At 66.5% G+C, this 24232-nt stretch carries 16 protein-coding genes and 1 pseudogene; 4 read left to right on the top strand and 13 right to left on the bottom strand.

Annotated elements, in window-relative coordinates; all coding sequences use genetic code 11:
- Positions 1–40 precede the first annotated feature (40 nt).
- The 3 genes from C8E97_RS10690 to C8E97_RS10680 all read right to left on the bottom strand — a co-directional run bounded on the left by C8E97_RS10690 (position 41) and on the right by C8E97_RS10680 (position 1464).
- A complete protein-coding gene (locus C8E97_RS10690; RefSeq protein ID WP_147455050.1) occupies positions 41–523 on the bottom strand; it encodes a CYTH domain-containing protein in 483 nt (160 codons plus the stop codon).
- Position 524: 1 nt separating this feature from the next.
- The gene (locus C8E97_RS10685) at positions 525–710 is read right to left on the bottom strand and encodes a hypothetical protein (protein WP_121003983.1); all 186 of its coding nucleotides are present in this window, start codon (positions 708–710) and stop codon (positions 525–527) included.
- Between the two features lie 172 nt (positions 711–882).
- Positions 883–1464: a TetR/AcrR family transcriptional regulator gene (locus tag C8E97_RS10680; protein WP_121003980.1), complete on the bottom strand. Its 582-nt coding sequence runs from the start codon at positions 1462–1464 to the stop codon at positions 883–885.
- 122 nt (positions 1465–1586) lie between these two features.
- Here C8E97_RS10680 and C8E97_RS10675 point away from each other — a divergent pair, with 122 nt between their 5' ends.
- Together C8E97_RS10675 and C8E97_RS10670 are read left to right on the top strand one after the other, a co-directional pair.
- On the top strand, positions 1587–2252 hold the full coding sequence (locus tag C8E97_RS10675) for a nitroreductase (RefSeq protein WP_211346964.1): 666 nt from the start codon (positions 1587–1589) through the stop codon (positions 2250–2252).
- Between the two features lie 76 nt (positions 2253–2328).
- Positions 2329–3605: pseudogene (locus tag C8E97_RS10670) on the top strand (IS256 family transposase); the annotation flags it as partial.
- Between the two features lie 144 nt (positions 3606–3749).
- Here the strand turns inward: C8E97_RS10670 and C8E97_RS10665 are convergent.
- Positions 3750–4148 carry a VOC family protein gene (locus C8E97_RS10665; RefSeq protein WP_121003974.1) on the bottom strand — a complete coding sequence of 133 codons (399 nt, stop codon included), beginning with the start codon at positions 4146–4148 and terminating at the stop codon, positions 3750–3752.
- 112 nt (positions 4149–4260) lie between these two features.
- Here C8E97_RS10665 and C8E97_RS10660 point away from each other — a divergent pair, with 112 nt between their 5' ends.
- Positions 4261–5253, top strand: a complete 993-nt coding sequence (locus C8E97_RS10660; protein WP_484336681.1) for a helix-turn-helix transcriptional regulator — start codon at positions 4261–4263, stop codon at positions 5251–5253.
- A gap of 338 nt (positions 5254–5591) precedes the next feature.
- Here C8E97_RS10660 and C8E97_RS35890 read toward each other — a convergent pair whose 3' ends face one another.
- The 8 genes from C8E97_RS35890 to C8E97_RS10620 form a co-directional block, all read right to left on the bottom strand.
- A complete protein-coding gene (locus C8E97_RS35890; RefSeq protein ID WP_246018795.1) occupies positions 5592–6005 on the bottom strand; it encodes a tyrosine-type recombinase/integrase in 414 nt (137 codons plus the stop codon).
- A 17-nt stretch (positions 6006–6022) separates the two neighbouring features.
- Positions 6023–6307, bottom strand: coding sequence for a hypothetical protein (locus C8E97_RS35885; RefSeq protein ID WP_246019461.1), 285 nt, complete (start codon positions 6305–6307; stop codon positions 6023–6025).
- Between the two features lie 777 nt (positions 6308–7084).
- Positions 7085–7294: a hypothetical protein gene (locus C8E97_RS10650; RefSeq protein ID WP_211346963.1), complete on the bottom strand. Its 210-nt coding sequence runs from the start codon at positions 7292–7294 to the stop codon at positions 7085–7087.
- A gap of 11 nt (positions 7295–7305) precedes the next feature.
- Positions 7306–9555 carry a type I restriction-modification system subunit M/S gene (locus C8E97_RS10645; protein WP_121003965.1) on the bottom strand — a complete coding sequence of 750 codons (2250 nt, stop codon included), beginning with the start codon at positions 9553–9555 and terminating at the stop codon, positions 7306–7308.
- Positions 9556–10684: 1129 nt separating this feature from the next.
- A complete protein-coding gene (locus C8E97_RS10635) occupies positions 10685–13321 on the bottom strand; it encodes a pPIWI_RE module domain-containing protein (protein WP_170211739.1) in 2637 nt (878 codons plus the stop codon).
- An 8-nt stretch (positions 13322–13329) separates the two neighbouring features.
- Complete coding sequence (locus tag C8E97_RS10630; RefSeq protein WP_121003959.1) at positions 13330–16752, bottom strand: pPIWI_RE_Z domain-containing protein; 3423 nt, start codon at positions 16750–16752, stop codon at positions 13330–13332.
- Positions 16739–17779 (bottom strand): pPIWI_RE_Y domain-containing protein, encoded by a 1041-nt coding sequence (locus tag C8E97_RS10625; protein WP_170211737.1) that lies wholly within the window; start codon positions 17777–17779, stop codon positions 16739–16741. Before C8E97_RS10625 ends, C8E97_RS10630 begins: the two co-directional genes overlap by 14 nt.
- Positions 17772–19361: a PD-(D/E)XK nuclease family protein gene (locus C8E97_RS10620; RefSeq protein ID WP_147455049.1), complete on the bottom strand. Its 1590-nt coding sequence runs from the start codon at positions 19359–19361 to the stop codon at positions 17772–17774. Before C8E97_RS10620 ends, C8E97_RS10625 begins: the two co-directional genes overlap by 8 nt.
- Before the next feature lie 26 nt (positions 19362–19387).
- Between C8E97_RS10620 and C8E97_RS10615 the strand changes: the two genes are divergently transcribed.
- Positions 19388–20320 (top strand): serine/threonine-protein kinase, encoded by a 933-nt coding sequence (locus C8E97_RS10615; protein WP_170211735.1) that lies wholly within the window; start codon positions 19388–19390, stop codon positions 20318–20320.
- Here C8E97_RS10615 and C8E97_RS10610 read toward each other — a convergent pair.
- A complete protein-coding gene (locus tag C8E97_RS10610; protein ID WP_147455048.1) occupies positions 20208–22934 on the bottom strand; it encodes a tetratricopeptide repeat protein in 2727 nt (908 codons plus the stop codon). The two genes, C8E97_RS10615 and C8E97_RS10610, sit on opposite strands and share 113 nt — an antisense overlap.
- Positions 22935–24232 lie beyond the last annotated feature (1298 nt).

Genomic DNA, 24232 nt, shown 5'->3' with positions numbered 1-24232 from the left:
GTCTTGCCGGTGGGCGAGCTCGCTCGCCCACCGGCAAGACCTACTCGATCCGGCATGGACGACAGCAGATGGAAGTTCTGCTGCATTCACCTGTCCGTTGACAGTGACATTGCCCGGCCTGCCACTGACATCGGCCAGCGGTCGCGAGCCTGCCCATGCGGGTTCGCATGGTGTCGCCGTGCATCGCGAAGGCCGCGTCGGCAGGCGGACGGATCGTTGCGTTCGAGCCGTCGCCGGTCAGGTTCGCCGGCAGACCGGCCAACACCGCTGACAACGTTACGCTCCAGCTTCCGAACCACCCCGCACCCACGACTCGCTCCGGGCCCAAGTCCTTGGCCGGGTGGTTGTAGTAGGCGTCGACCCGCCGGGACGGCTCACCGGCGGTGGACCCCAGCTCGACCAGGCGGACGTTCAGGGCGTCGGCGTCGGGCAACGTGTACTTCTGCTCGACCTCGGTGTACCGCACCAGTGTCCTTCCTGGGTACAGGGGTGTGGTGCCGCGCGGATCGATCCAGGCGATCACCTCACCGGTGAGCGCCTCGGCGCGTGGCGTCGGTTGTGGATCGCGACAGCGACCCGGAGACGCAACCGGCGGAGTCCGCGTCGAGCAGCACCATGTCCTCGCCCTCGACGTCCACGCCACGAAGGTGCGGCGAGGGCGCACGCACGTGCTCCTCCCACAGCAGCGCAAGCCGGTCCAGGTCACTCATGCTCTGGATCGATCCTGCCCCACGCGACGGGACACCGCGTGCCCACTGCCCTGCGGAACCCTCGGCAGACCGCCCCTCGACACGACCGGGAGTCCAGGCCACCGGCGCACGGCTCGCGGCATGTGCGTGCTTGAGGCAACCGGATGTTGTTCTGACCTTGCCCCGGGCGAGGTCAGGCGGTGGCGGCGTCGAGCAAGGCTTCCGCAGCTGCTCGGGCGTGGCGACCGCATGCGGGATCGTTGAGCACCATTGCCCTGGTGGCGGCTCCGTCCGCGAGGATCGCGAGTTGCTCACCGAGGATGTCGGGGTGTGCTGCGCCGAGTTCGTTCACCAACTCGACGATGCGCTGGGTGAAGCGTTGCTTCTGCTGGCGCGTGTAACCGTGTGCCGGGCTGTCCGGGTCGGGGAACTCGGCAGCGGCATCGACGAACGGGCAGCCCCGGATGGGCCCGGTGCCATTGTCGGGCACGGTGAACAACGCGAGCAGCCGCTCCCGGGCAGTGAGATCCCGCCGATCGAGCACGCTCTCGATCGTGAGTCCGGCCTCCGTGAGGTGCCGCAGGTACGCCACCACGAGGTCGTCCTTGGTGGGGAAGTGGATGTAGAGGGTGCGCTTCGAGACCGGGGCCCTCGACGCCACCTCTTCCATGCCGGTGGCGTTGATCCCCTGCGCCTCGAACAGTGCCGTGGCCGAGGACAGAATGCGCTGGCGTGCCCCGCGTCCACGGCGGGGAGTCGGGTTCCGCTCGACCACGACCTGAGTATACGCCTCCGTTTACCTCCGTCGCGTCCTCCCTGGTAGCCTCCCAGGAGGTAAACGGCACCGTTTACTTAGGAACGATGATCTGTGGAAGTGAGACCGTGGTCACCCACTGCATGCCCGAGTACGCCGAACGTTTGATCCGGGGACGCCGGGCCACCCGCGCATTTCGCCCCGACCCCGTGCCCGAGCAGACACTGCGGGCCGTGTTCTCCCTGGCCGGTGCGGCGCCGTCCAACTCAAACACCCAGCCCTGGCACGTCGAGGTGGTCAGCGGCGCTGCCCGGGACCGCCTCGCGCAGGCACTCGTGACCGCCCACGCCCGGAAGAACCTCTCCCTGGACTTCCCCTACAGCGAAGACCTCTACCGCGGCACCTACCAGCAACGACGCCAGCATTCGGGCGAACGGCTCTACGCGGCCCTGGGAATCCACCGCGAAGACCACGCCGCACGTGATGCCTACAACGCCGAAAGCCTGCGTTTCTACGGTGCCCCGCACGTCGCGCTGCTGTTCACCGCACCCAACGCTGAGGTGCGCATGGCCGCCGACGTGGGCATCTACACGCAGACGCTGCTGCTGACCATGACCGCGTACGGCATAGCCAGCTGCCCGCAAGGACTCCTGAGCTTCTACGCCGACACCATCCGCGCCGAACTGGGCATCCAGGACCGGAAGATCCTGCTCGGCATCTCCTTCGGCTACGCCGACACCTCCGCGCCAGCGAACACCATCACGATGCCACGCGCCGAACTCGACGAGACCACCCGATTCCACACCTGAACCTCAGCCCCGCACTTCAGGTCGAACGGCACCTGTAAAGCAAGTGGTGTAACCCCTGTTCAAGGATGCGCACCTGATGACCGGGATGGTGTCCGGCGTGGAGCACGCTGAGGACGCCATGCCCGAGACCGCCCTGGAGGGCTTGGACGAGCGGTTGGTCGACCGGTTGGTCAGCCGGGCTCGGGCCGGGCGGGCTGAAGTTGACCGGTGAGGGCGGGGTGCTCCAGCAGCTGACGAAGCGGCTGTTGGAGTCGGCCCTGGAAGGGCGGGATTGTCGACCGCCTGGGCTACGACAAGCACGATCCTGCTGGTCGCGGAACGGGGAACTTACGCAACGGCACCCGCTCGAAGACCGTGCTCACCGATGTCGGGTCGGTGGAGATCGACGTGCCGCGTGACCGCAACGCCGAGTTCGAGCCGAGGATTGTGGCCAAGCGGCGGAAGCGCCTGACCAGCGTTGACGAGATGGTCATCCCGTTGTCGGCCAAGGGCTGACCATCGGCGGGATCAGCGCGCACCTGGCCGAGGTCCACGGTGCCGAGGTCTCCCGGCAGACCATCTCGACCATCACCGACAAGGTGGCCGAGGGCATGGTCGAGTGGCAGAACCGGCCCCTGGACCCGGTCTATCCGGTGATGTTCATCGATGCCGTGCACGTCGGGATCCGCGGCGGCCAGGTCGTCAACCGGCCGATCCACATGGCCATGGCCGTGACCTGCGAGGGGCATCGCGACATCGTCGGGCTCTGGGCCGGCGACGGCGGCGAGGGCGCCAAGTACTGGCTGCACGTGTTGACCGAGCTGCGCAATCGCGGCGTGGCGGATGTGCCCATGGTGGTCTGCGACGGGCTGACCGGCCTGCCCGACGCCATCGGCACCGTCCGGCCCCGCGCGGTGCCCCGGACCTGCGTCGTGGACCTGCTGCACGGCAGCTTCCGCTACGCCGCCCGCCGGCACTGGGGCGTCGTGGCCAAGGCCCTCAAGCCCGTCTACACCGCGCCGACCGAGGCCGCGATGAAGGAACGGTTCGCCGAGTTCACCCGGGAATGGGGTGCCCGCTACCCGGCCATCGTCCGGTTGTGGGGCAACCGCCTGGGCCGAGTTCGTGCCCTTCCTCGCCTTCGACGTCGAGATCCGGCGGGTGATCTGCTCGACCAACGCCATCGAGTCGGTCAACGCCCGCATCCGCCGCGCCGTGAAGGCCCGCGGCCACCTCCCCGACGACCAGGCCGCGCTCACACGCGTCCACCCGGCAATCATGAGCCTCGACCCGACCGGCACCGGCCGCAAACGCTGGACCATGCGCTGGAAGACCGCCCTCAACGCCTTCGACATCGCCTTCGACGGCCGCCTGGCCACCGGACGCAAGCAACCCACCTCAACCCGAGTTACAGCGCTCGTTTTACAGTCCCTGACAGGGCGTCGCGAGTTCTGCTATTCGTCCGGCGGGTGCCTCTTCCGCGCGACCGCCTCGCTGCCTGCCGCGGCTGTGCTGGTGTCAGCGGGCGAACTTCTCGATGGCGGCTGGGGTGACGGGGGTGAAGAAGTTGACAAGGTTGCCGTCGGGGTCGCGCAACAGCAGCGAGCGGTTGCCCCAGGGCATCGTGGTGGGTTCGTTGACGAAGTCCTCTACGAGGCCGGTGAGGTTCTGGTGCACGCTGTCCACGTCGTCGACGAGGAACTCGAGGATGACGCTGTGGTTGGCGGCCGGGTGGGCAGCGCCAGGCGCGAACAGGGCGACGGTGCGGGTGCTGGCGATCGCGAGGGTGGCCGAGGCGGTGCTGAGCTCGGCGAAGTCCTCGTTGGCCCAGCTCGCCCGCACTGCGGTGGCGCGCTCGTAGAAGTCGACAAGACGGGCGACGTCGCCGGTGATGATGCGGATCGAGACGAAGTCCATGGGGTTCTCTCCTGGTGTTCGGTGCTTGCGACCGCACGCTACGATGGATACCGGACAGAACCCGCCCGGTATCCAGGGGAGACTTGCGGGCATGTCTCGACCCATTGCCCGCGTGCTCACCCTGCTGGAGCTCCTGCAGTCGGGCGGCATCCGGACCGTGGCCGAGCTCGCCGATCGGCTCGAGGTCGACGAGCGCACTGTGCGGCGCTACGTCGACCACCTCATAAACCTCGACGTGCCCGTCGAGTCGGTGCGCGGCCGCTACGGCGGCTACCGGCTCGCCTCCGGTTACCGCATGCCTCCGCTCATGCTGAGCGACGAGGAAGCGCTCGCCGTGCTGCTCGGCCTGGTCGCGGGCCAGCGTGTCGGCTTGCTGACGGCCACGGGCACGGCGAGCGAGACCGCGGCGGCCAAGATCCGGCGGGTGCTGCCGGAGCGGCTCGGCCGCAGACTCGACAGCGTGCTCGGCACTCTCGCCTTCACGGCTCCGTCCGGCGAGTCAACCGCCCCCGAGACCGCAGTCCTGCTCTCGATCGCCGACGCGGTCAGCCACCACCGGCCTGTCTCGATCCGGTACACCGCCGCTGACGGCCGACACAGCGAGCGCACGCTGCACCCGTATGGGCTCGTCGCCCACTCGGGCAGGTGGTACGTGACCGGTATGGACGCCACGATCGGCGAGGACCGGACGTTCCGGCTGGATCGCATCGCCGGAGCAAGGACCCTGCCCGGCTCGTTCGAGCCGCCCGCCGGACTCGATCCGGCGCGGCGCGTCCTGTCCGGACTCGCCACGGCTCCATACCGGTATGAGGTGACCCTGTGGGTCCAGGGGACAGCCGAGCAGATCCACACCCGGCTTCCCGCCAGCGTCGCGGTCGTGACGGAGTCGCCGTCCGCGAGCAGCGCAGACGCGGAGACCCAGTACTGGTCCCATGTCGAACTGCGCGCGGAACGGCTCGACTGGCTGCCCGCCGTGCTCGCGTCGCTGGACCTGCCGTTCGTCATCGAGCAACCGGACGAGCTCCGTGACCTCGTCGCGGAACTGGCCAACCGGCTCACGGATTCGGCCCGACGAAGCCCGTCCGCGTGTGACGGATATCGGTAAGGCCCCGTGCCAGTCGGCTCCGAACCCCTACTGCGCAGGACATGGACTTGTTCGATTCGTCTCTGGGCAGCGGGGCCAGGTGCTGCAAGGGACATCCGCTCCTCGGCAGAAGCGGACGTTCACGGCACGCGGAGCTAGGCATGTCCGTAACGACTGGTCCTGCCGAGCGGGTCAGCACCTACCCTCCGCCGCCTCCTGACACATCCGGCCGCGCCAGCGCGAAGCGCGCCTCCACAACCAAGCTGCCAGTACGAATCCCAAGGTCAACCCTGTTCCCATCCTTTGGTGCTCCCGCCGGGGATTCGAACCTGCGCACCCATGCGAGGCGACCTCGGGTATCAGACGCGTTCACCGATCCCCATCCGAAGTTGCGTTTCGTGAGCCCGTTCGGCTGCCGCGCCGGCTCCGTAGTGGCGGGGCATGTCCTCGGAGGTCCAGCCGAGCAGGAGCATGAGGTCGCCGGTGTCTCCGCCGGCCTTCTTCCATTCATGGGCGAAGTTGTGGCGCCAGCGTTGGGCGTGGACGCCGGTCAGTCCGGCGGCCAGGCCGCGTCGCTTGAGCATGATCTTGATGCCGTTGGGGGCCAGGCGGCGGACGCCGCGGTCGGCCAGCCACAGGTCGGACAGGTCGGCTCCCTTGTGCCTGGTGCGGGCCCACAGGTAGCGACTCAGGGCGCGGGCGGTCCTGGGGCCGAAGCGGACGCGGCGGTCCTTGTTGCCCTTGCCGTGGTAGTGCGCCGAGTCGGTGTTCATGTCCAGGTCGGCCAGGGTCAGGTTGCCGACTTCGGACAGCCGCGCGCCGGGTGTTGTAGTAGAGGCGGATGATCGCCTCGTCGTGCAGCTGGACGAAGTCCTTGCTTTGCAGGCGCCAGGACCTTCTTGGTGTCGTCGTCGCGGATTATCGGGATGAGCTTCTTGGTCGGTTTGGGCTGCTTGACCCGTTCCATCGGCGAGCGGTCGGTGTTCTCCTCGTCGACCATGAGCCACTTGAAGAACTGTGCAGGCCCTTGTGCTGGTTCAGCGCGGTGGCCGCCGAGCGCGTGTCGATCATCCACGCCTGGAACGCCTCGACGTGGCCCTTGCTCACCTCGCACGGGTTGTCGGCCGCGTCGTCGGCATCCGCGTCGGACGAATGCTCGGCCAGGTACCGCGCCAACTGGGCGGCGGCGAGCAGGTAGTTGTAGCGGGTCGTCTCCGGGTGGTTGGCCGAACGCAGGGGTCCGGCCCCAGTCCCGCAGGTAGCCGGCCCAGGTCTTCGACAGGCCGGTGGTGATCTTGTCCAGGTCCAGCAGGGGCATCGCGGCAGTCCTTCCGAGTCAAGGTGTCGCTGAGCGACGTGCTCGACCTCGAAGAACTCACCAAAATCACAAGAAGAGGGTCTTCGCAGTATCTGACCTGCGAAGACCCTCCTGGCCGTCGGGACGACAGGATTTGAGCCTGCGACCCCTTGACCCCCAGGGTGGACCAGATCATGGACCGACCTGCGAAGACATCGAATTGACAGGTCGCGACAGTGCGGTTAGATGCACTTGAGCGCAGCTCGATCCTGTTGTTTCACCTTGACTTCTCCCAATTTCCTCCCACCTTCCTCCCATGACGGGCCAGCGTCGAACGCCCGTGTGGGAATAATGGGACCGAGTCGTCACCGCCACCAGAAGTGCTGTGGCCACCACGTTTCCTCCATCGACACGATTTGACCAAGAGCCAGCACCGCAGCGGCTAACTCACAGGTCAGGCCAATGGGAAACGACATCAACGCTGACCCAGGCCATCCCGGACAACCGACAGACCGGAGCTCCGGCCAAGGGTAGAGCTTCCCCGACCCTGGCCGGTCAGTGCTCGAACTGGTGCAGGAACGCGAGGACGCCCAGGCACAGCACCATCGAGCCGGCGAACGCGGATCCGCCGGTCAGCACAGCTTCGGCGACACCGGCACCGGTCGCGTTCTTCACCACGCCGGTCACCAGACCCACCAGGAGGGAGAAGAGCACGGACACCAGCACCCAGAGGTTGCGCACCTGGCGCGAGTTGGGGTTTGACACGACAGCCCTTCCTAGTTCGGCGTTGACAGCAGGTGATCCGACAAGGTGGTGTGCAGTCGACGCGTCGTGTCCGCGAGCTCTCGGTACGCGGCGATCTGCTCGTCGAGAACGGTCAATGCGATGCCGATACGGCGTTGCTCCTCTTCCGGGGGCACGACGACAGGCAACTGCCCCAGGGTGGCGACGTTGATGGAGGTGACCGCGGAGGCGGCCTTGGAGCGGTTCCTGATCCACTCGACGACTTCGGGCGAGGACAGGTATGCGAGCAGGTAGTGGGAGTCGATCTCACTGTCCAGATCGTGCAACCGCAGGAGGTTGGTCGTGCACAGCCAGCCGGCCTGGTCCTCGGTCACGAGGGCGGAAGCACCGGTCGAACCGGTCCGCACGCAGACGATGTCCCCGGCCGCCAGGCGGAACCTCGGCAGCCGCACCGCGATTTCCTCGCCGACCAGTTCGTCACCGGCGGCCACGATGCGCCGATCACGAATGTGCTTGGGCAGCACCAACGGAACCGTGCCCTGCGCCGTGCGCGTCTGCGCACCCAGCCGGGAATAGGACGGCCCAGCCTGGATCTGGCACAACGATGTGAGCGGCACCCGTTTCCACGGCTTCGGGTTGCGGTTCGACAGGCCGGTGACGAGACGGTCGAGGTTCAGCTCGCCCAACCGGGAGTCGGCGTCGCGCGCGAGGTGGTACAGCCGGGACAGCTTTCCGTGCACGTCGGAGATACCGGCACGAGCACGTGCCGACCCGGTGCTCACGTAGTCCGACGGGTGCACGGAGTAGCCGTTCAGCTCGATCCGGTCCGGGCCGGCCGACCCCGCTACGCCCTCCTCGACCACCGAGTCGGACCGCCACGCCCGCACTGCGCGGACCAGGTCCGTCACGTCCTGCTCGGTGAGGGTGCGTCGACCGGCCTTCTTCACACCGCGCTGCCCGGCGTCGAGGAACAACACCTCGCGCGGCTCGGCCGCCGGAGTCCTCAGCAACCACAGGGCCGCGGCAATGGGTGTGCCCGTGAACAACTGCGGCGGCAGGGCGATGACGCACTCGATGACACTGCGCCCCACCATCTCCTTCCGGATCACCCGCTCGCGCTCGGACACGGCGGCGTTGTTGGGCATCAGCACCACGGCCCGACCGCCCTCGTCGAGGGAATCGAGGATGTGCTGCAACCAGGCGAAGTTGGCGTTGCCGGCCGGCGGATCGCCGTAAGTCCAGCCGACCTCGCACTCCGCCCCGGTCTCATCGTCGTTGAACGGCGGATTGGTCAGGATCAGGTGCGCCTTCCGCTCGCGACCACGGTGGTCACACCATGGAGCCCCGGCGCTGGTCGTGAGCTGCGCCGAGGTGCCGTGGACGGCCAGGTTTACCCCGGCGAGTCGGAGTGACTCCTCATTCCGGCCTCGCCCGAATAGGACCGGCCGCACCTCACCGCCTCGGCCACTGCTCGCCTCGACGACCGCGGCGAGCAGTTCACCACCGCGTACATACGGGTCGTAGACGTCGACCGGACCGTCCGCGTCGAGCAGCACCAGCTCGGCCATCAGTCGGGTGACACCCGGCGGAGTGAACGACGCCCTCGGCGGGATGCGGCGATCCGCCTCGTACAGGTCGAGCAGCCGCCGGAAGCCGGCAGGTCCGAGCCGGCTGGACAACCGAACGACCTCCGCGAGGTCGTCACGGCGCGGCTGCAACTGCATCACCGACAGGAGCATCCCGGGTTGCAGACCGCGTTGACGCAATTCCTTGTCGGCAGCGTCACCGACGAACCGAAGCCACCGCCGGACGGCATCCGCCGTGTCGACGCCTGCCGGGGGCGGAGTCGCCGCGTTGGAGCGGAGCAACAGCAACGCGAAGATCAGGCTGAGGTAATCCGCCATCGGCGCGGCACCCCGAACCCTGGCCGCCAGCGGTCCGATGAGTTTGACGACATCCTCCTGGCTCGCTTCCTCCACGAGGACCGACGGCGCGGATCCCGTCCCTACCGGTGCCGCGCCGAGCTTGCGCCGAACCCGGTCCCCATACGTCGTCCCCAGCGCCTCGCCCTGAGCCAGCGCGCCGGACGGCACCGGCCGCCCCGCCAACCACGCGACAACCTCCGCGAGCCGGAAGTACTCGTTCTCCCCGGACCGGACCGCGCGGGGGAAGTCCGCGTGCCGCCGCTCCCAATTCGTCACCGCCGGCCGCCGGACACCCGCGAGCCGAGCCACCTCAGCCCGCGACACCAGTTGACCATCGGCAGCCTGCTGCCCGACCATGTGCCCACCCCCTGCCGCATCTCGCCAATGGCTATGACCGTAGGAGGCAGCTGCCGTTAACAGCAAGTGCGCACTTCAGTGCGCGCTACGTCGCTACAGTACTGCCCACGCCTGCCTCATCAGGGTGGCGCGAGTAACCGCAGCTCACTCGGCCGTCACGAGCCAGTAGACGGCCTGTTGAAGTTATGATCGCTGTTAATGCTATTGCCAGTACAACGACCGGAACGAGCACAACGAAGTGCAAGCTCCCCTCGCCTGCTGTCGTGCCTCCCTAAGCGTTCGCCATCAACGAGTCCGGCGACGTCGTCGGCTGCATCGGTGACGGCGCATCGCCCTATCCCGTCATGCTGTGAACAGCCGACCACCTTGTGCCGCTCGAAAAGTCATCATCGCTGGTAGAGCGAGGGCTTCAGCGTTTTGAGAGCACGTTCGGGTGATCGTGTCCCTGCTGTACAAGCTGACCGAGAAGCTGCTGATCATCCCGTCAGCAGTGCTGCATAGAGAGGTGACAAGGACGCTGAACGCTCGTATTGCGGCATAGAACGCGATCCTGCGCCGGCAGCTCGCGGGTCCGGTCCGCTACGAGCCCGCCGATCGGTTCTGGTTCGCCGACCTGTCCGGGTTGGTGGATCACCGCTGGTGGTAGGAGGTTTTTCGGGTCACTCCGGGCAGCCTGCTCGCCTGACACCGCAGACTCGTGGCCCGCAAGTGGACTACTCCGCGCGTCGACGCATCGGACGCCCACCGACACGAGCGGCGGTCAAGTCGCTCGTGCTGCGACTCGCCAAGGACAACCCACGATGAGGTCACCGCCGAATCCAGGGCGAGGTGGCCGGACTCGGCCACACGCCCGCTCGACAGTCTGGCAGATCTTGCACGACGCCGGCATCGACCCGGCACCACGCCGTACCGGCCCGGCCTGGCGAAAATTCCTCACTGGGTGCCGTGTGGGGTTTACCACGACCGCCCCGGCGCAGGCGCCGCCGTGGCCACCAGTCCCGGCGCAGAGCCAGCATTCGCACCAGCACCATCAGGCAGGGTCGCACCTGCTTCCACCAGCCAGCACCGCCTTGAGCCACTGGCGAGGGCGAGCTGGTTCCTCGTGGCAGCTCGCCCCCGCCAGGCTCGACTATTCCGCCTCGTCTTCGTTCGACCCGGTAGAGAAGCAGTACTCTCCTGCTTTTTTGGCCAGGTGTACGGGGAAGGGCTGGGCCAGCGGGTCGTACTCGTCGTGGAAGCGCTGTTGATGGGCGACCGATGCCCACTCCGCCGCGCTGTCCGGCGAGCGTGCATCACCCGATGCAACACACAGCGAAGTGATCTCGAGGTACTGCGGGTTCCACGCCGAGACGGTCGCGCCGTATTGCGACGACACATCGTCGCCGAGCTTCCGAAGCCCTCTCGGGGTCTTCGGGAAGCTGCGGGGAAGGTCCGCGGTGCTTGCGAAGACCCGGTTGTCGCCTGCCGCATCTCCGGGGTACCACAGTCCGCTAGCGAAGCCTGCGGGCTTTCCCTCGGGGGTGGGTGCATACCACTGTGGCACTTCCTCCCGGCTGTTCCGGTCACGCACTAGGACCACTCTGAGTTCATCGCCGTATGCTCCCACTCGCTGGTCCTGGATGCCGGTGAAACCCAGGTGGTCCCTCATAAGAGAGCCGTTGGCCAACGACGGCCAGGACTCGCGGAGGTTTCCACTGTTGACCAACAGCAACGTGGGGCGGTCCCGGGACTGGTACAGGATGGACCTGATCCGCCGCTCCACGTCCAGCCGATCATCATTCGCGTTCCGCTGGCCCTTGGTGCCGAACGACGCATCTGCGGTCGACGAGGCCAACAGGAACCGCCGGTAGGGAACCCAGTCCTTGACCCTGTCGTCCCATGCGGTGACCTGGTGTACCTCTTCACCGGGTCGGACCCGGACCGCTACGAGTCGCCTGCCGTGCGCTCCTCGGACGACCCACAGACCGACGTATTGCAAGCCGGTCGGTAGCGGTGATCTCGTACGCGGCTCTGCGGAGGTGAAGACGCCAAGCTGCCGGAATGCGTCGAGGCATGCCGACCGCACTCGCTGATCGACGTCATCACCCGAACCAGGTAGGGGGCGGATGAACTGCGTGAGGCGCCCGCTGTCAGCGAACCCGAGCCGAAGTGTCGACTTCGGATCGGAGTCCGGCTCGGTGAAGCGGTCACCACCGGGTAGTTCGACCAAGGCGATGGCGGGGGCGTCGAGCCGAGGGAAGGCCGCGCCGGCCGCCAGCCGTCGAGCCCGGTGAGCTTCCCGCACGGCTGCGGGGCGCTGTGGTGTTCCGCGCTTCGGGACATCGACTTTGCGGGCGAGATCACCGAGGGACGACACGGTGAGCCGTACTTCCAGCCCGTCGAAGAACCACCGCTGCCTCACCTCAGTGGTGACCTGCTCCTCGGGGCAGCCGAGCTGGCGGGCAAACTCGCGCAGGATCCGGTCCGCCGACTCGGGAAAGATCGTCACGACATCCACGTGCAGCGGATCACCGGTCAACGCGGCCCGCAATCCACGCCGTCGATCCGCTTCAACCTGCCGGTCGAATTTCTCCCGCTGCTCGGGTTTAATCTTCGGTGCCGCCGGCAGCAGCGCGGGCTTGTTCCTCACCCGAGGAACCCGGACCAGATCCGGCACCCGCCGCAGCAGGGGCTTCAACCCTTCGGCAACCCACTCGTCGAGTTCTGCGCGCTCGTCGGGCATCAGTCCCGTGCCGACGGCGTGGGTCGTCTCCAACGCCGTGCTGTACACGATGCCCACCGCCTTCCCCTCCCTGCCTGTCAGCCATGCCGTCGGAGAGGAGATCACCTCCTCGGCCTTCGGGTAGCTGCCGATGACATCGAGGTCGCTGAGCAGCCCGACGGGGCTGTTGCGGCCCCAGACCACCCGCCCTTGCCGCGCGTCGTAGCGGATGTTGTTGACCGACAATCGGGTCCGAGCTGCAGACCCGCCGTCGCCCCAGGGCAACGGGGTGTCCACGAGTGCGGTCGCGGATCGTCGGTGCGGCAGGAACAACCGGTCTCCCGCGACCCACCGCCGGATCCCCATGGACACATGCACCCGCAGACGGGCGGTGAACGGGACGGTGTGACAGGTGATCCTGACGACCGCCGAGAAGAAGTGCCCACCCCCGTCGAACGGGGTGAACCTCGGAGGCCACGCCACGAGTTCGGTTCCCTGATCGCGGTTGACCACCCGGAACCGGGTTTCACCGTCCGACTTCCGAGCGCGGAACGACCGCCGCGCCAAGCGCGTTGCGACCAGTTCGGGAAGCAGGGAGTACAGCCTCCTCGGTGGTAGCGCGGTTCCCCCCTCGGACAGGTCGACCGAGGTGAGGTCCACTTCCACCGGCAGCCACTGGATGGCGGTACCACTGATCGAGTCGAGCACTCGGTCCAGTGCGGCTTGGTGCTCGGGCTCGGGTCGCAGTGACATCACCCAGGTCAGGAACGCTGCCCGCACGACCTCGGCGGGCACCTCGCCGTCGGTGTAAATCCAGGGTGCCGACGGGTCGGCCGCCGCGCCGCGACCCGTCGCCAGCACCCCGGGGGCCACGGCGCGCAACACCTGGTTCAGACGCCTGACCGGCAGACCGACCATGGCCTCCGCGCTACGCCAGCCGAGGGCGTACAGGTCTGTCAGTTCGGTCTGCCACTGCTCGGCGAACTTCGCCACGTGAAATCGCTCGACCCACGGGTCACGCGAGGGATCGTGCTCGAACGCGCAGATCCTGATCTGGTTGTACATGGTTTGTCCTAGTCGGTGAGGGAGTCGAGGCATTTGCTCAACGCGGCCCACAGCGGCTGGTAGAGGGCTTTGACGATGAAGCGCTCGTCGGCGCGGTTGGTGCTACCTGGACGGAGGTATTGGTCGAGCACGTGGTGGATGTTGACCAGGAGGCTCGTCTCACGTGCCTCTTCCGCCGTCCGCCCCTCGGCGTGCATCGGGACGAACGCCGCATCGACGAACACCACCTTGGCGGGCACCCCGCCGCGTACCAGGCGTCCGATGACTTGCCAGGTAAGGACGAGCAGGTCCCAGGTCACCGGGTCCAGTCGTGCACCGAGGCGGCTCCAGGCCAGGGGTCGGGCGAGCGCCTTGTACCACTCCTTCCGACCCAGCGCGCGGACCTCGGCCGCACCCTCGGCGAGATTGGTCGCGTTGCGCAGCACCTCCGCGAAGCCGGTCGGCTCCGCGACGAATCGCAGGATCCAGTCGTTGACGGTGTGCACCGCGAGCATCAGGTCGTCAGGGCGTGGATTCGGCCGGGCGAGGAAATAGACTGTGCCGATCGCCGCCACCTGATCCTCGTTTAGGATGTTGTGCCCACGCTCGACGGCGAGCAGTGGTGCCACGAGGACCTGAGCCGATGTTTCGAAGAGGGTGTCGACGTCACCCCGGCGCAGGATAGGCGCGTGATTGTCGTCGCCCTCGGGGTCGTCGGTCGTCTCGTAGTCGTCGGATACGAGGCGGACCACCTGCCCCCGCCAGCGAGGGGTCAGGGTGTGCAGGGTGTCCGCGACGAGCGCGGCCTCCTCGTAGGAACCAACCAGGAGCAGGATCCGCCGCCGATTCTCGGGCAGCGAGCGGAGCTCGCGCTCGAGTCTGCTACCGCCGTGATCCTCCTCACCGAGCTTCACCGCCATCCGGCGGAGAACCTCGGGTCGTTGCAGCACGCCTGCTCCCGACACCTTGAGCGGCACGCCGTTGTTGTCCTTGAGCAGTTCTACGCGCATGTGGGTGCCACGCGCGACTGCCTTGACCGTCGCCGCCGGAGGTTTGATGATCATTCCCACCGGTACCTGGATGTGGTACCGGCTGGAGGTGCCCGCCCAGCTACTGCCGGACATCAACAGCAGATTGGTCGGCGGGTGCCCGTCAGCCTCCGGGATCTCCGGTATGCGTCGGAGCAGCTCCCGTCCGACCCCGCTACACCGGAAGTACCGCAGCTCGCCGCTCTGCACCCCCTCGCTGGCGTGACCGTGCGGGATGAACTGAAAGCCGAGCAGATTGCCCATCGGCGACTCCGGGACCATCGGACCGTAGTCGCGCGGCCGTTGATACATCTCATTGAAGTCGAGCTTGAGCACCGACTCGACTCGTGGCCACATCGCGTTCATCAGCGCCAACTTGGGTTCCAGCGCGCACAACAGCAACGTGAACTCGAACCGCTCCACCATCAGCTTCATCCAGGTTTCGGCGTCCGGCGGTTGCTTCGGCCGCTTCTGCTTCCCCTTCCGCGCCAACTGCTGACCACGTGCCGCGTCCAGTCCCCGCCGGCGTTCCACCTCGGGGGAGAGGTCGAAAATCCGCACCGTCTCGTCCCGCAGCTTCTCGCGGGTGTAGGTCTCGTCCTGGGTGTGCAGCAGTTCGGCGATCAGTGCGATGAGCCGTGGCACCTCGGCGCGTCGCCTGTCACCGAACGGGTTGTCCCGCAGTTCGTCGAGCAGCCGGGTGAGGCGGTCGACCGGGTTCCCCTCGGCCCTGACCATCGCGGGGTAGCGCTCCTCGATCAGCCGGAGCTGCAAGGTCCACGAGCTGAAGTAACCGACCCGCACCCACTCCCTCAGCTCCTCGCTGCTCACGAGCATCGCATAGAGGCGATCAGTGGCGGTGGTGATCGTGTTGACGGCAGCTGTCCATTTCTCGACGTCCGAGTTGGACAGCTGTGTGCGCTCGCCTTCTTGGAGTTGATTGGTCTTGTGCTTCATCAGGTCATCCCAAAGCGACCGACTGTCCCCGACTCCGATCAGCGGCGCGGCCGGAGCGAAGAGCGCGTCGAGGTTCATCTGCACCCGGTCTGCTTCGTCCACGATGACCAGGTCACTGCGCCTGCACGCCAATTCCAGGTAGCGAACTCGTTCGCCGTTCTGAGGCCACGGAACCCGGGCATCGACGAGCCCCGCCGGCGTGGCCACCCACGCGGCGGCCTCCACGAGCTCGTGGGAACTCCGGTGGCGAGGACACCTCGCCCAAAAGGGGCACACGCGCTTGCCTCGCAGCCAGGTGGTGTGCGAAGCGTCCTCGTCGGTCTTTCCCTTCGCCTGAAGCTGGGTGCAGGGAGCCTGGTTAAACGCCAGTGGTTCTTCGTCATCGTCCAGCAAGGCGTTGAGTGCACACGAAGTGCTCAGGTACTCGAATCCTTGATCGTCGTGCGCCAGCAGGTTCTGCTTGCCCCGCCCGGTCGACCTGCGGTGGAGCCGCCGTGCGTGGCGGTCCTTCCCGTTCGCACCCAGGACGGGAGCCGCCGAGCCGTCAGTGTGGAGCTTGTACAGCCGGACGAGCTTCAACACGTCGGCGACATCGCCGACCACCACTGTGACGCACATGCCCAGGTTGACCAGGTGGATGGTCAGGATGTCGCGGAGCGTGCTCTTCCCCGCACCGACTATGCCGAGCAGGTGCTGAAGCCGGTCGATCGTGAACTTCTGGCGCGGCCTCCTCTTACGGAAGCTCTTCCCCGAGGATAGGAACAACTCCACCTCGCCGAGGCGTTGCACCCATCTGCCACGCTTGGACTCGTCAGCGATCCGGATCTCTTCGAGGTCATCCATCGTCGCGGCGGTGGCTTCGAGATCCTCCCAAAGGATCTGGATCGGCTCCCCTCCGTTGACCTGCTTACGGTGCAGGTCGTGGCCAGCTGGCCGGTCGAGCGCCGACATGTCCGGCAGAACCACCTTGCGATTGCTCCTGCCGACCAGAAAGCGATGCACACCCTCGGTGGCGAAAGTTGGTGCTTCGCCCTCGAACGGCGGTGCGTTGCCGAGAAGCTCGTCGTAGAGGTCCCAGCGGTCGTCGCCGATCCCTGCCGTGCACCGCACTATTGCGGCTGTCTCGTTGGAGGGGATGCTGAACGCTCGTACGTTCGCGTTCAGGTTGCGGTAGTGCTGCATGGCTTCGAGCCAGGAGCTCCGCCTGGACAGCGTCCACAGGGCGAACCGTCCCGACCGCACCGCCTCCGCCGCACCCGGGACGGTGGTCAGGCCGCGCGTCGCCGCGTATGGGTACCCGCTGAACAACGTCCAGGCGCTGACGGCCGGCTCGGTGGGTGCGATCTTCGAGAGCAGGTACAACCCGAGTTCGACTTCGCACAGGCGCTCGGCGTCCTTGAGCCGGAGCCCGCCCTTTTCCTTCAGTTCGTCGATTAAGGGCTTGAGGGTGGTCCTACCGCTTCGCATCAGCCTTTTCCTTCGTGGTCTTCCGGAGGACGAGTTCCTCGTCCGAGAGCAAGCTGATCTCCGTGTCGTCGGGGAGGAAGTTCTCGAAGGCCCGACGGAACCCGTAATCGAGGGTGGTGGCCGGGAGCACCGCGACGGTGACCTGGTCTCTGACCACCTGCCCGGCCAAGTGGGTGGCGCACGTGCGGTCGTAGAAGCGGACTATGCCATCGGTTCCGTCGAGACGGCCGATATAGGTGCCGGGGGTACGCGGCGACAGCGGCGTGCCCGCGTCCCGCAGCCGTTCGAGGCAACTTCGTTCCACCAGACCGGGAAGTGCGAGGAACAGCCGCAGTGCCCGGTGGAGCAGTAGGACATCTGCTGCTCTCGGGCTGGACGTCACCGGCTTGTCACGCGGGCAGACTTCGGCTTCACACCAGATGGTGCCGTGTTCGGGGAGGTCCGCGGACAGGGCGGGGAGTCGACAGGTTGGACACAGGGCGATCTCACCAGCCGAGATCAATCGAGTTGGCACGGGCTCATAGAGATGGCGGACAACCTTGACCACCGCTGTCGACCTCGGGTCGAAGTTTATGAGGTCGCGGTGCCCGGTGTTGCTCATTACCACGTTGCGCTGCAGAAACGACCGCACGCGGGCAACACCCGCAGCATCGAGTTCGGCGACGGCCGTGCCGAATAGGCGGTCGGCGAACTCCGCCTGGCCGGTGATCTCCATGCAGGCTCGAGTAGGTGTCTGTGCTACCTCGTGCACGAGACGCTGGGTGGGTTCAGCGATCCCTCCGATGCCCGTCGCGGCCCACTGAGAGAGAGTCCGTCCAGTGCACCAGGAAACGAGATCCGGGACACCAGCTGGTGGGGTCCTATTCTCCCGTAGGGCCCACAACACGAGTTGATCGAGGGCGCTCTGCGTCTCAGGCGGGTAGGGCGGAGGCGTCGAGCCGCTGCGATCACTGTGTTCGGACAACGCAACCACACCGCGTGCGATCTGTGTGAGCAGGCCGGTGGCGTCGGTCGGGGATTCAATCATTGCCGGTTCTCCCTTCGTCTGCCGCGGTGCACCAGCGCGAGACCTCGCAGGAACGACAGTGGTTGTCGGGTTTCGGCGCGAACCGGTCGTCCAGGTGCCATGGGCGGAACTGCTCCCGCAGTGCAGATTCCGCCTCCGCTCGGACTCGTCGGGTGTCCGGGTCGAACACGACAAGGTCCACTCCGGACGGACGTAGCACTTCGAGTTCGACCCTGCTGCGACCTGGCCCGAGATCGCCGCGTGCAGCGAGGACCACGGCCAGCGCCAGTTGCGGGTAGTAGTCGAACCACCGGGATGGCCTCACGGTCGACGTCGATGTCTTAACCTCGCGCCACACCCACCCACCCCGGCCGCGATAGAGCAGGTCCGGCTTCGCCAACACCATGGTGTCCGCGTCGGTGTCGTGAAACACGATGTCCGGTTCCACCCGCACGTCGGCCGGCGACGATGCAAGCGTGAGGGGGCACACCTCGGCATGGTGCCGAAGCAATTCCGCGCCCAGTTCGCGTTCTCTGTCGGACAGCTCGAACCCGTCTGGAACCCAGTTGCCAGGGATCCGGGAGTCGCAACGTGATGCTGTTCCGGCACTGTGGAGGTCCTCCAGGTACCGGTGCACGGCCCGACCGCGCTCGGCGGATCCTCCTCGTTCGATGGACTGGTCCAGCGGTAGCCGCTGCCTGCGGGAGAACTCCTGTGCGGGACAGCGCCGGTAGGAGCGGCTGGTCGTCGGCGACCACGTCCGCCGTGGTCTGCTGTCGTCCTGCACACCGAGCACGCCCGCGCTGCGCGGCAGGACAGGGCACACCGCCACGAACGGACAGTCCGCACAGGCCGAGCCAGGCCGGTAGTCGAGACCGCCAGGCGCGTCCACGATGCCTGCCAGCGCGGGCTTGCCCGCCACGTCGTAGAGGTCGAGCGCGGCCTGCCTCGAACCGTCGAACAAAGTGGTCGTCGTGCCGTCGAGCAGTGCGAACTGCCGGATCCGGACGTGTTCTGGGAGTGGCTGGGGCAGCGCCGAAGCGAGGACCAGAGCCGCGACGGCGACTTCCGCCTCCGTTCTCGTCCGCCCATCCGCCCGGTTGCTGAGCAATCGAAGCTCGCGGAGTCGGTGGTCTTGCGAGGTGTAGCAGCGCCCCCACACCGAGATCGCGTACCGCTTGACACCCCGCTGGTCGGGGGTACTCCATTCCCGAAAGTAGCGCCAGTTCTCCTTGGCCGGTACCACCTCGAAGTCGTCGGCGAAGGATCGCAAGTACTTGAAGACTCCGTGTGCGGCCCACTGTTCGACGGATGCATGGACTACTCGGCCAGGCTCCGTCGATGCGCAGGCCATCCGCAGCGCCTGGTCGACCGGCTTCCGATGGAACTCGATCAGGTCCATCGCCCGCATGAAGGGACCGTTCGCGAAGTCTTCAAGGTATTCGGGCTTCCGGCGCACCAACGTTTCGGCGCGCAACCCCTGCCGCGCCGCCATCGCGTCACGGGCGGGGCAACGAAAGCGCGGAGGCCCGAGCATGCCTACGGAGACCTTGATAGCGGAGTAGTCGCCTGACACGCCGTCAGGCGGCTGCCACCCAGTCATGTGCACACCTTTCGAGTAGGGTTCGCGTGCTGAGAGCACAGTTCGGAAACGGAGCGTTCACCTTGTTCACGCCAGGTCATGTAATCAGCGAGCGCTACCGCGTCCGCTCCGAATTGGGAGAAGGATCCGGTGGAGAGGTGTATGAAGTCTTGGACCTGCAATCAGGTGCTGTGCTGGCCCTGAAGATTCAGCAACCTCGGTATCTCGAGTCCACCAACACCTACGGTCTCTATGGCGAGGATGTCCACCATGAGTTCGCACTGGGCGCATCTCTCGGCGGAATCAGCGGTGTCGTCACTCCTCTCGATTTCGGGGACCACCTCGGGCGCACCTACTTCGTCATGGAACGTGTCGATGGGTTCGACCTCGGTGAGTTCGTGGGCCGGTCGCAGCCTGTCTCGTCGATTCGCTCGGCCGCGGTGCTCGTGCAGTTGTGCACTGTCCTGCACCAGGTCCACTCGCGCGGCTTTGTCCACCGGGACATCAAGCTGGAGAACGCGTTGATCTCCCGGCGGGGCGTGGTCACTCTGATCGATCTGGGAAGTTCCGTGCCTTCTGGCGAAGTGCCCGAGATGCCTGCGGGTACTTTTGGTTACCTCGCTCCGGAAGCTGCCTCCCATGGAGTCGCCGAAACCAGCCTCGACATCTTCTCCGCTGGGTGCTTGCTGTTCCGGATGTTGACCATGGAATTTCCGTTCCTCAACGAGACCGGTCACGTGATGGCTCGTCGCCCGCTTCCGGTCGACAAGCTCGTGAACGTCGACCCTGTTGTGCAGCGGGTCTGTGTTGCGATGCTCGAATGGGATCCGGCAGACCGGCCCACGGCGGCCGAGGTTCGCGATGAGCTCATTGCAGTTCTGCCGAACGTGTCTTCTCCTGTTCCGCCTCGGCTGAGCCACGACCCGGTGCGTTGGTGGTGGGAGCAGCTCCAGTGGCAGGAGCATGCCCCCATGTCGTAGTGAGGTTTTCGACTTCGGCGAGCCCCTTCTCGTCCGCCAGTGCCGAGTAGAGCTCGCGCGCACGTTCGAGAGCGGCCTGTCCTTCGACCGCCCGGTGATCCGCGAGCAGGACTTGGGCCAGGCGCACCTGGGTCGGCGCCTCGCGGTTGGCCCGGTCCAGCTTCCGGTACTCGGCGACGGCCGTGTCGAACACAGCTGCGGCGCGACCGAGGTTGCCTTCCTCGGCGTGCACCCTTCCCAGGACCACCATGGCATTGGCCCGCGCATTGATGTCGGGGACCTGTTCGTAGATCGCCAGCGCCGCCGTCACGTGCTCGTCGGCCTCCGTGAGCTGACCGAGGTCGACGAGAGTCATCGCCAATCCGGAAAGGGCATCAGCCTCGCCCAGCCGCTCGCCGAGCTCACGGAAGGCTTCCAACGCCAATCGGTACTCGGACACCGCACCTGCGAAGTCTTTTTCCTCGCCTCGCAGCACCGCCAATCCGATGTGCCCGTAGGCCACTCCATAGCGGTCACCCGCGTCCCGGCTCAGTTGGAGGGCCCTGGCCTGCGCTCCCCGAGCCTTAGGGGATCGCATCCCGCGACGGGAGCCCGCAAGGAGTCTGTACACGAAGGCTTCGTCTGCCGCTGTCGGCACTGCGCCCGCACCACCGTCCCCGCGTAGCCGCTCCACCGCCATGCCCGCGTGTTCCAGGATGCGTTCAGCCTCGTGGTAGTGGTTGCGGTGCCACAGGTAGGTGGCGAAGACAGTCGGGAGCAGCCAGGTGTGGTGGTCGTCGCCGATCTCGACGGCGTGGTCCACGGCTCTGCTGATCGTCGCCTGTTCCTGCTCGAACCACCGGATCGCCTGGCCGATCGTGGCGACTCGGACGACGGGCAGGTCGGCGGAAATGCCGACCGGCAGCCTCCGGCCGGGTACTAGCACCTGGTCACAGGTCCATGCGTTCTGCAGCAGGTGGCTCAGCAGCCGTTGGCTGGTCCGATCCCGTGCTTGGCTGTCCAGTGTGTCGATCTGCTCCAGCGCGAACGTCCGGATCAGGTCATGGACGCGGAACCGCTCGAACTCGGGTTCTTCGATGAGGTTCAGTGCGGAGAGCTCGCCGAGCCTGGCCCTTACGGCGGATTCGGCGATGGCGGAGATTGCGCCCGAGCCGATGGTCGGGCCAGGGTGATGGGCGATGAGGCAAAGCAAGCTCTTGGCGTCGGCGCTCAGGTGTTCGTAGGAGTACGACAGGACCGCACGCATGTCGAGGTTCTCGTCGCCGGCCAGCTTCAACGTGTCCAGGCGGGTCCGCTGCTCCCGCAAGCCGTCGCGGATGCCCCGGAGCACACCGTCGTCCTCCGGCCGGGTCCTGATCGTCGCGGCGACGATCGCGAGCGCGAGGGCAAGTCCGCCCGTGAAGCGGGCGATGTCCGCCACCAGCGGGTTGCCGTCGGACTGGAGCCGGGCGAGGCGTCCGAGAACGTCACGTGCGGTGTTCTCGTCGAACGGCTCGACCAGGCACTGCACGGCTCCCTCGTGCACGACGAGGCCGTCGAGTCGCATCCTGCTGGTGATCAGGGCGGTGCAGCCGATGCCGGGCAGCAGCGGTCGGACCTGGTCGGCGTCGCGGGCGTTGTCCAGGACGACGAGCAGGTTCCTGCCTGCGGTCGCCGTGCGGAAGGTGGAGATCATCCCGTCCAGCGTGCGGACTGGTGAGGCCACCCCCAGTTCGACCAGGAACTGCTCGAGCACCTCTTGAGGTCGGGCTGCTTCCTTGGGGCCGAACCCCCGTAACTCGGCGTAGAGGGTCCCGCCGTCGAAGTGTGCGCTCCTCGAACCTGCCCACGACCTCGCGAGCTGGGACTTGCCCACCCCCGCCATGCCGTGGAGCACCACAACCGCGGCACTGCGCTCGTTTGCCCCGAGTAGCCGGTCGTCCAGTTCTTGCTCTAGCGGTCCACGGCAGTGCAGGTCCACGTGCTGCCCGGGGAGTTGATTCGGCACGACCGGCTCGAGCCGGGTGGAATCGGGCGGGGTCAGTTCGTTCATCAACTCCTCCAGTTGACCGTGGTCGTCACCGTGGTCACGAATGCAGTCCTGGACGAACTGCACTGCCTCGGACGGTCTACCTATGTTGATCATGGTCATCGCCTTGAGCTTGATCAGTGCGGGTGCAGCCGGCCACTGGTCCAGTGCCTTTCGGAGCTCCCGGTCGAACTCCAGGTCCTCATTGCAGCCCTGTAGGGCGTGGAGGAAGTCGATGACGGTGCTCAGCCATTCGTTGTCGAGCAGCTCCCGTTCAGCGTCCAGGTCGTAGCCGTCCCACTCCGGGCCCATCAGCGGCAGCCCCTGCCACTCCGCCACAGCGGTTCGGAGTAGGTCCAGCCGCTCGCGCCCGGACGTGCGCTTGGCCGCGGTCACGTTGCGCCTGACGCGGAGGATGTCGACGTCATCGGGGTTGAGCTGTAACACGCACCTCCCATGGACCTGGAGTTTCTGCCTGACTTCGGGCAGGACTTCGCGCAGTTCCCGGGTCACGTCGGACACCGACTTGGAAGGTCCGTTCGGCCACAAGGCTTTGGCGATCCGGGCGTTCGGCGCTTCCTGTCCCGGCGAGAGCAGGGCGATCACGAGCGCGACCCTGGGCCGGGACCTGATGGTGACTACCACCCCGTCCCGGTGCACTGAGAACTGCCCGAGCAAGTGGATCCGCACTAATTCTCCTACGTGTGGAATCTGTTGTTCCAACAGGCTGGGGAGTGACACGACCAGATTCTGCAGCCGGTACCCGAAGTCTCAACCCATACTTCACCCATACTTGCCGCGGGTGCGGATGGCGGTAGGTGTGCCAAGCTGCGCTCCGAGCCGATCGGAAGACGCGGTCCAACCCTGTACCGGTCGGCGATTCCAGGAATCCCAGGAGAAGAACCATGACGAACACCAGGGCAACCTGCTCCAACGGCAAGCGGCTCAAGCGGTCGTGGCCCCCGCGCGGGGTGCCGAAGAGGGGGTTCCGTAGGCCGGAAGTTGCCCCGGCCAACCCCAGCAGGCAGGCGAAGACCGTTGTGATCCGCCGGTGCGGGGTGGTGCGGCGTCGTCGCGGCAGGTAGGTCGGACTCGCTTGTAGCAGTCCAACGCAGCTGATCTGGTGGCGACACGCAGTCAGAGCCCGCCCGCCTCACTCGATCGAGTGAGATGTTGTGACGCTTCGCGGGTTGTCGAAGTGTTGGCGTTGCCTGATCAGCTCGGTGCGACTGTCTCTCCACATGCCGGAGGCTCGTTGGTCACCGTGGACAACGGGCCTCCGTGCTGTAGCTGGAGGCGGTCTCAACCGGTGACTGTGAGAGGTAAGGCATTTCTCCGGCTTCACCTGCGTAGACCCGGATGAGGTTGTCCATGCCGACTCCCCCGACTGCTGGACGAGCACAAGTTGTGACCTCGGGAACCATCCTGCGATGACACCGGCGCCTGGTCGCGAGGAAGTGGCGGTTCCTGCGTGCGCCCAGGCGTCCGGCATGTCGGCCTGCGACTCCTTCAACGTTGACTGCGCCGTGACCCTCAAGCGGGTCTACGTCAGGATTGTCAACCCAGCCAGCCACCTCACCACGCATCGGTAACGCCGTCATCCCGCGACGAGGAAGACCCGAACGATGTCATCGGAAACCAGCGGATGCTGTCATGTCGACAAGTGTCGTGAACCAGACCTGCAGTGACGACGCCGGTGGTCGCGGTGTGGTCGCATGCGGCGCACGCTCGTGTTCCACCTCCAACACGGGAGGTGGAACACGAGAGAAGGTCATGATGAGTAACCCTCAACGTGGGCGTGTGTACCGGCGGTGCGGCTGTCGGGATAACGGAGGCAGGCAGCTCGGCGCCCGGTGCCCCGAACTGGCGGGCGGCAGGCACGGATGATGGGCGTTCGCGGTCGA

Origin of the sequence: Saccharothrix australiensis (assembly GCF_003634935.1) — a bacterium.
Lineage (GTDB): Bacteria > Actinomycetota > Actinomycetes > Mycobacteriales > Pseudonocardiaceae > Actinosynnema > Actinosynnema australiense.
Note: the sequence above shows the minus strand (reverse complement) of the source record. Positions and strands in the feature narration are given on the sequence as shown.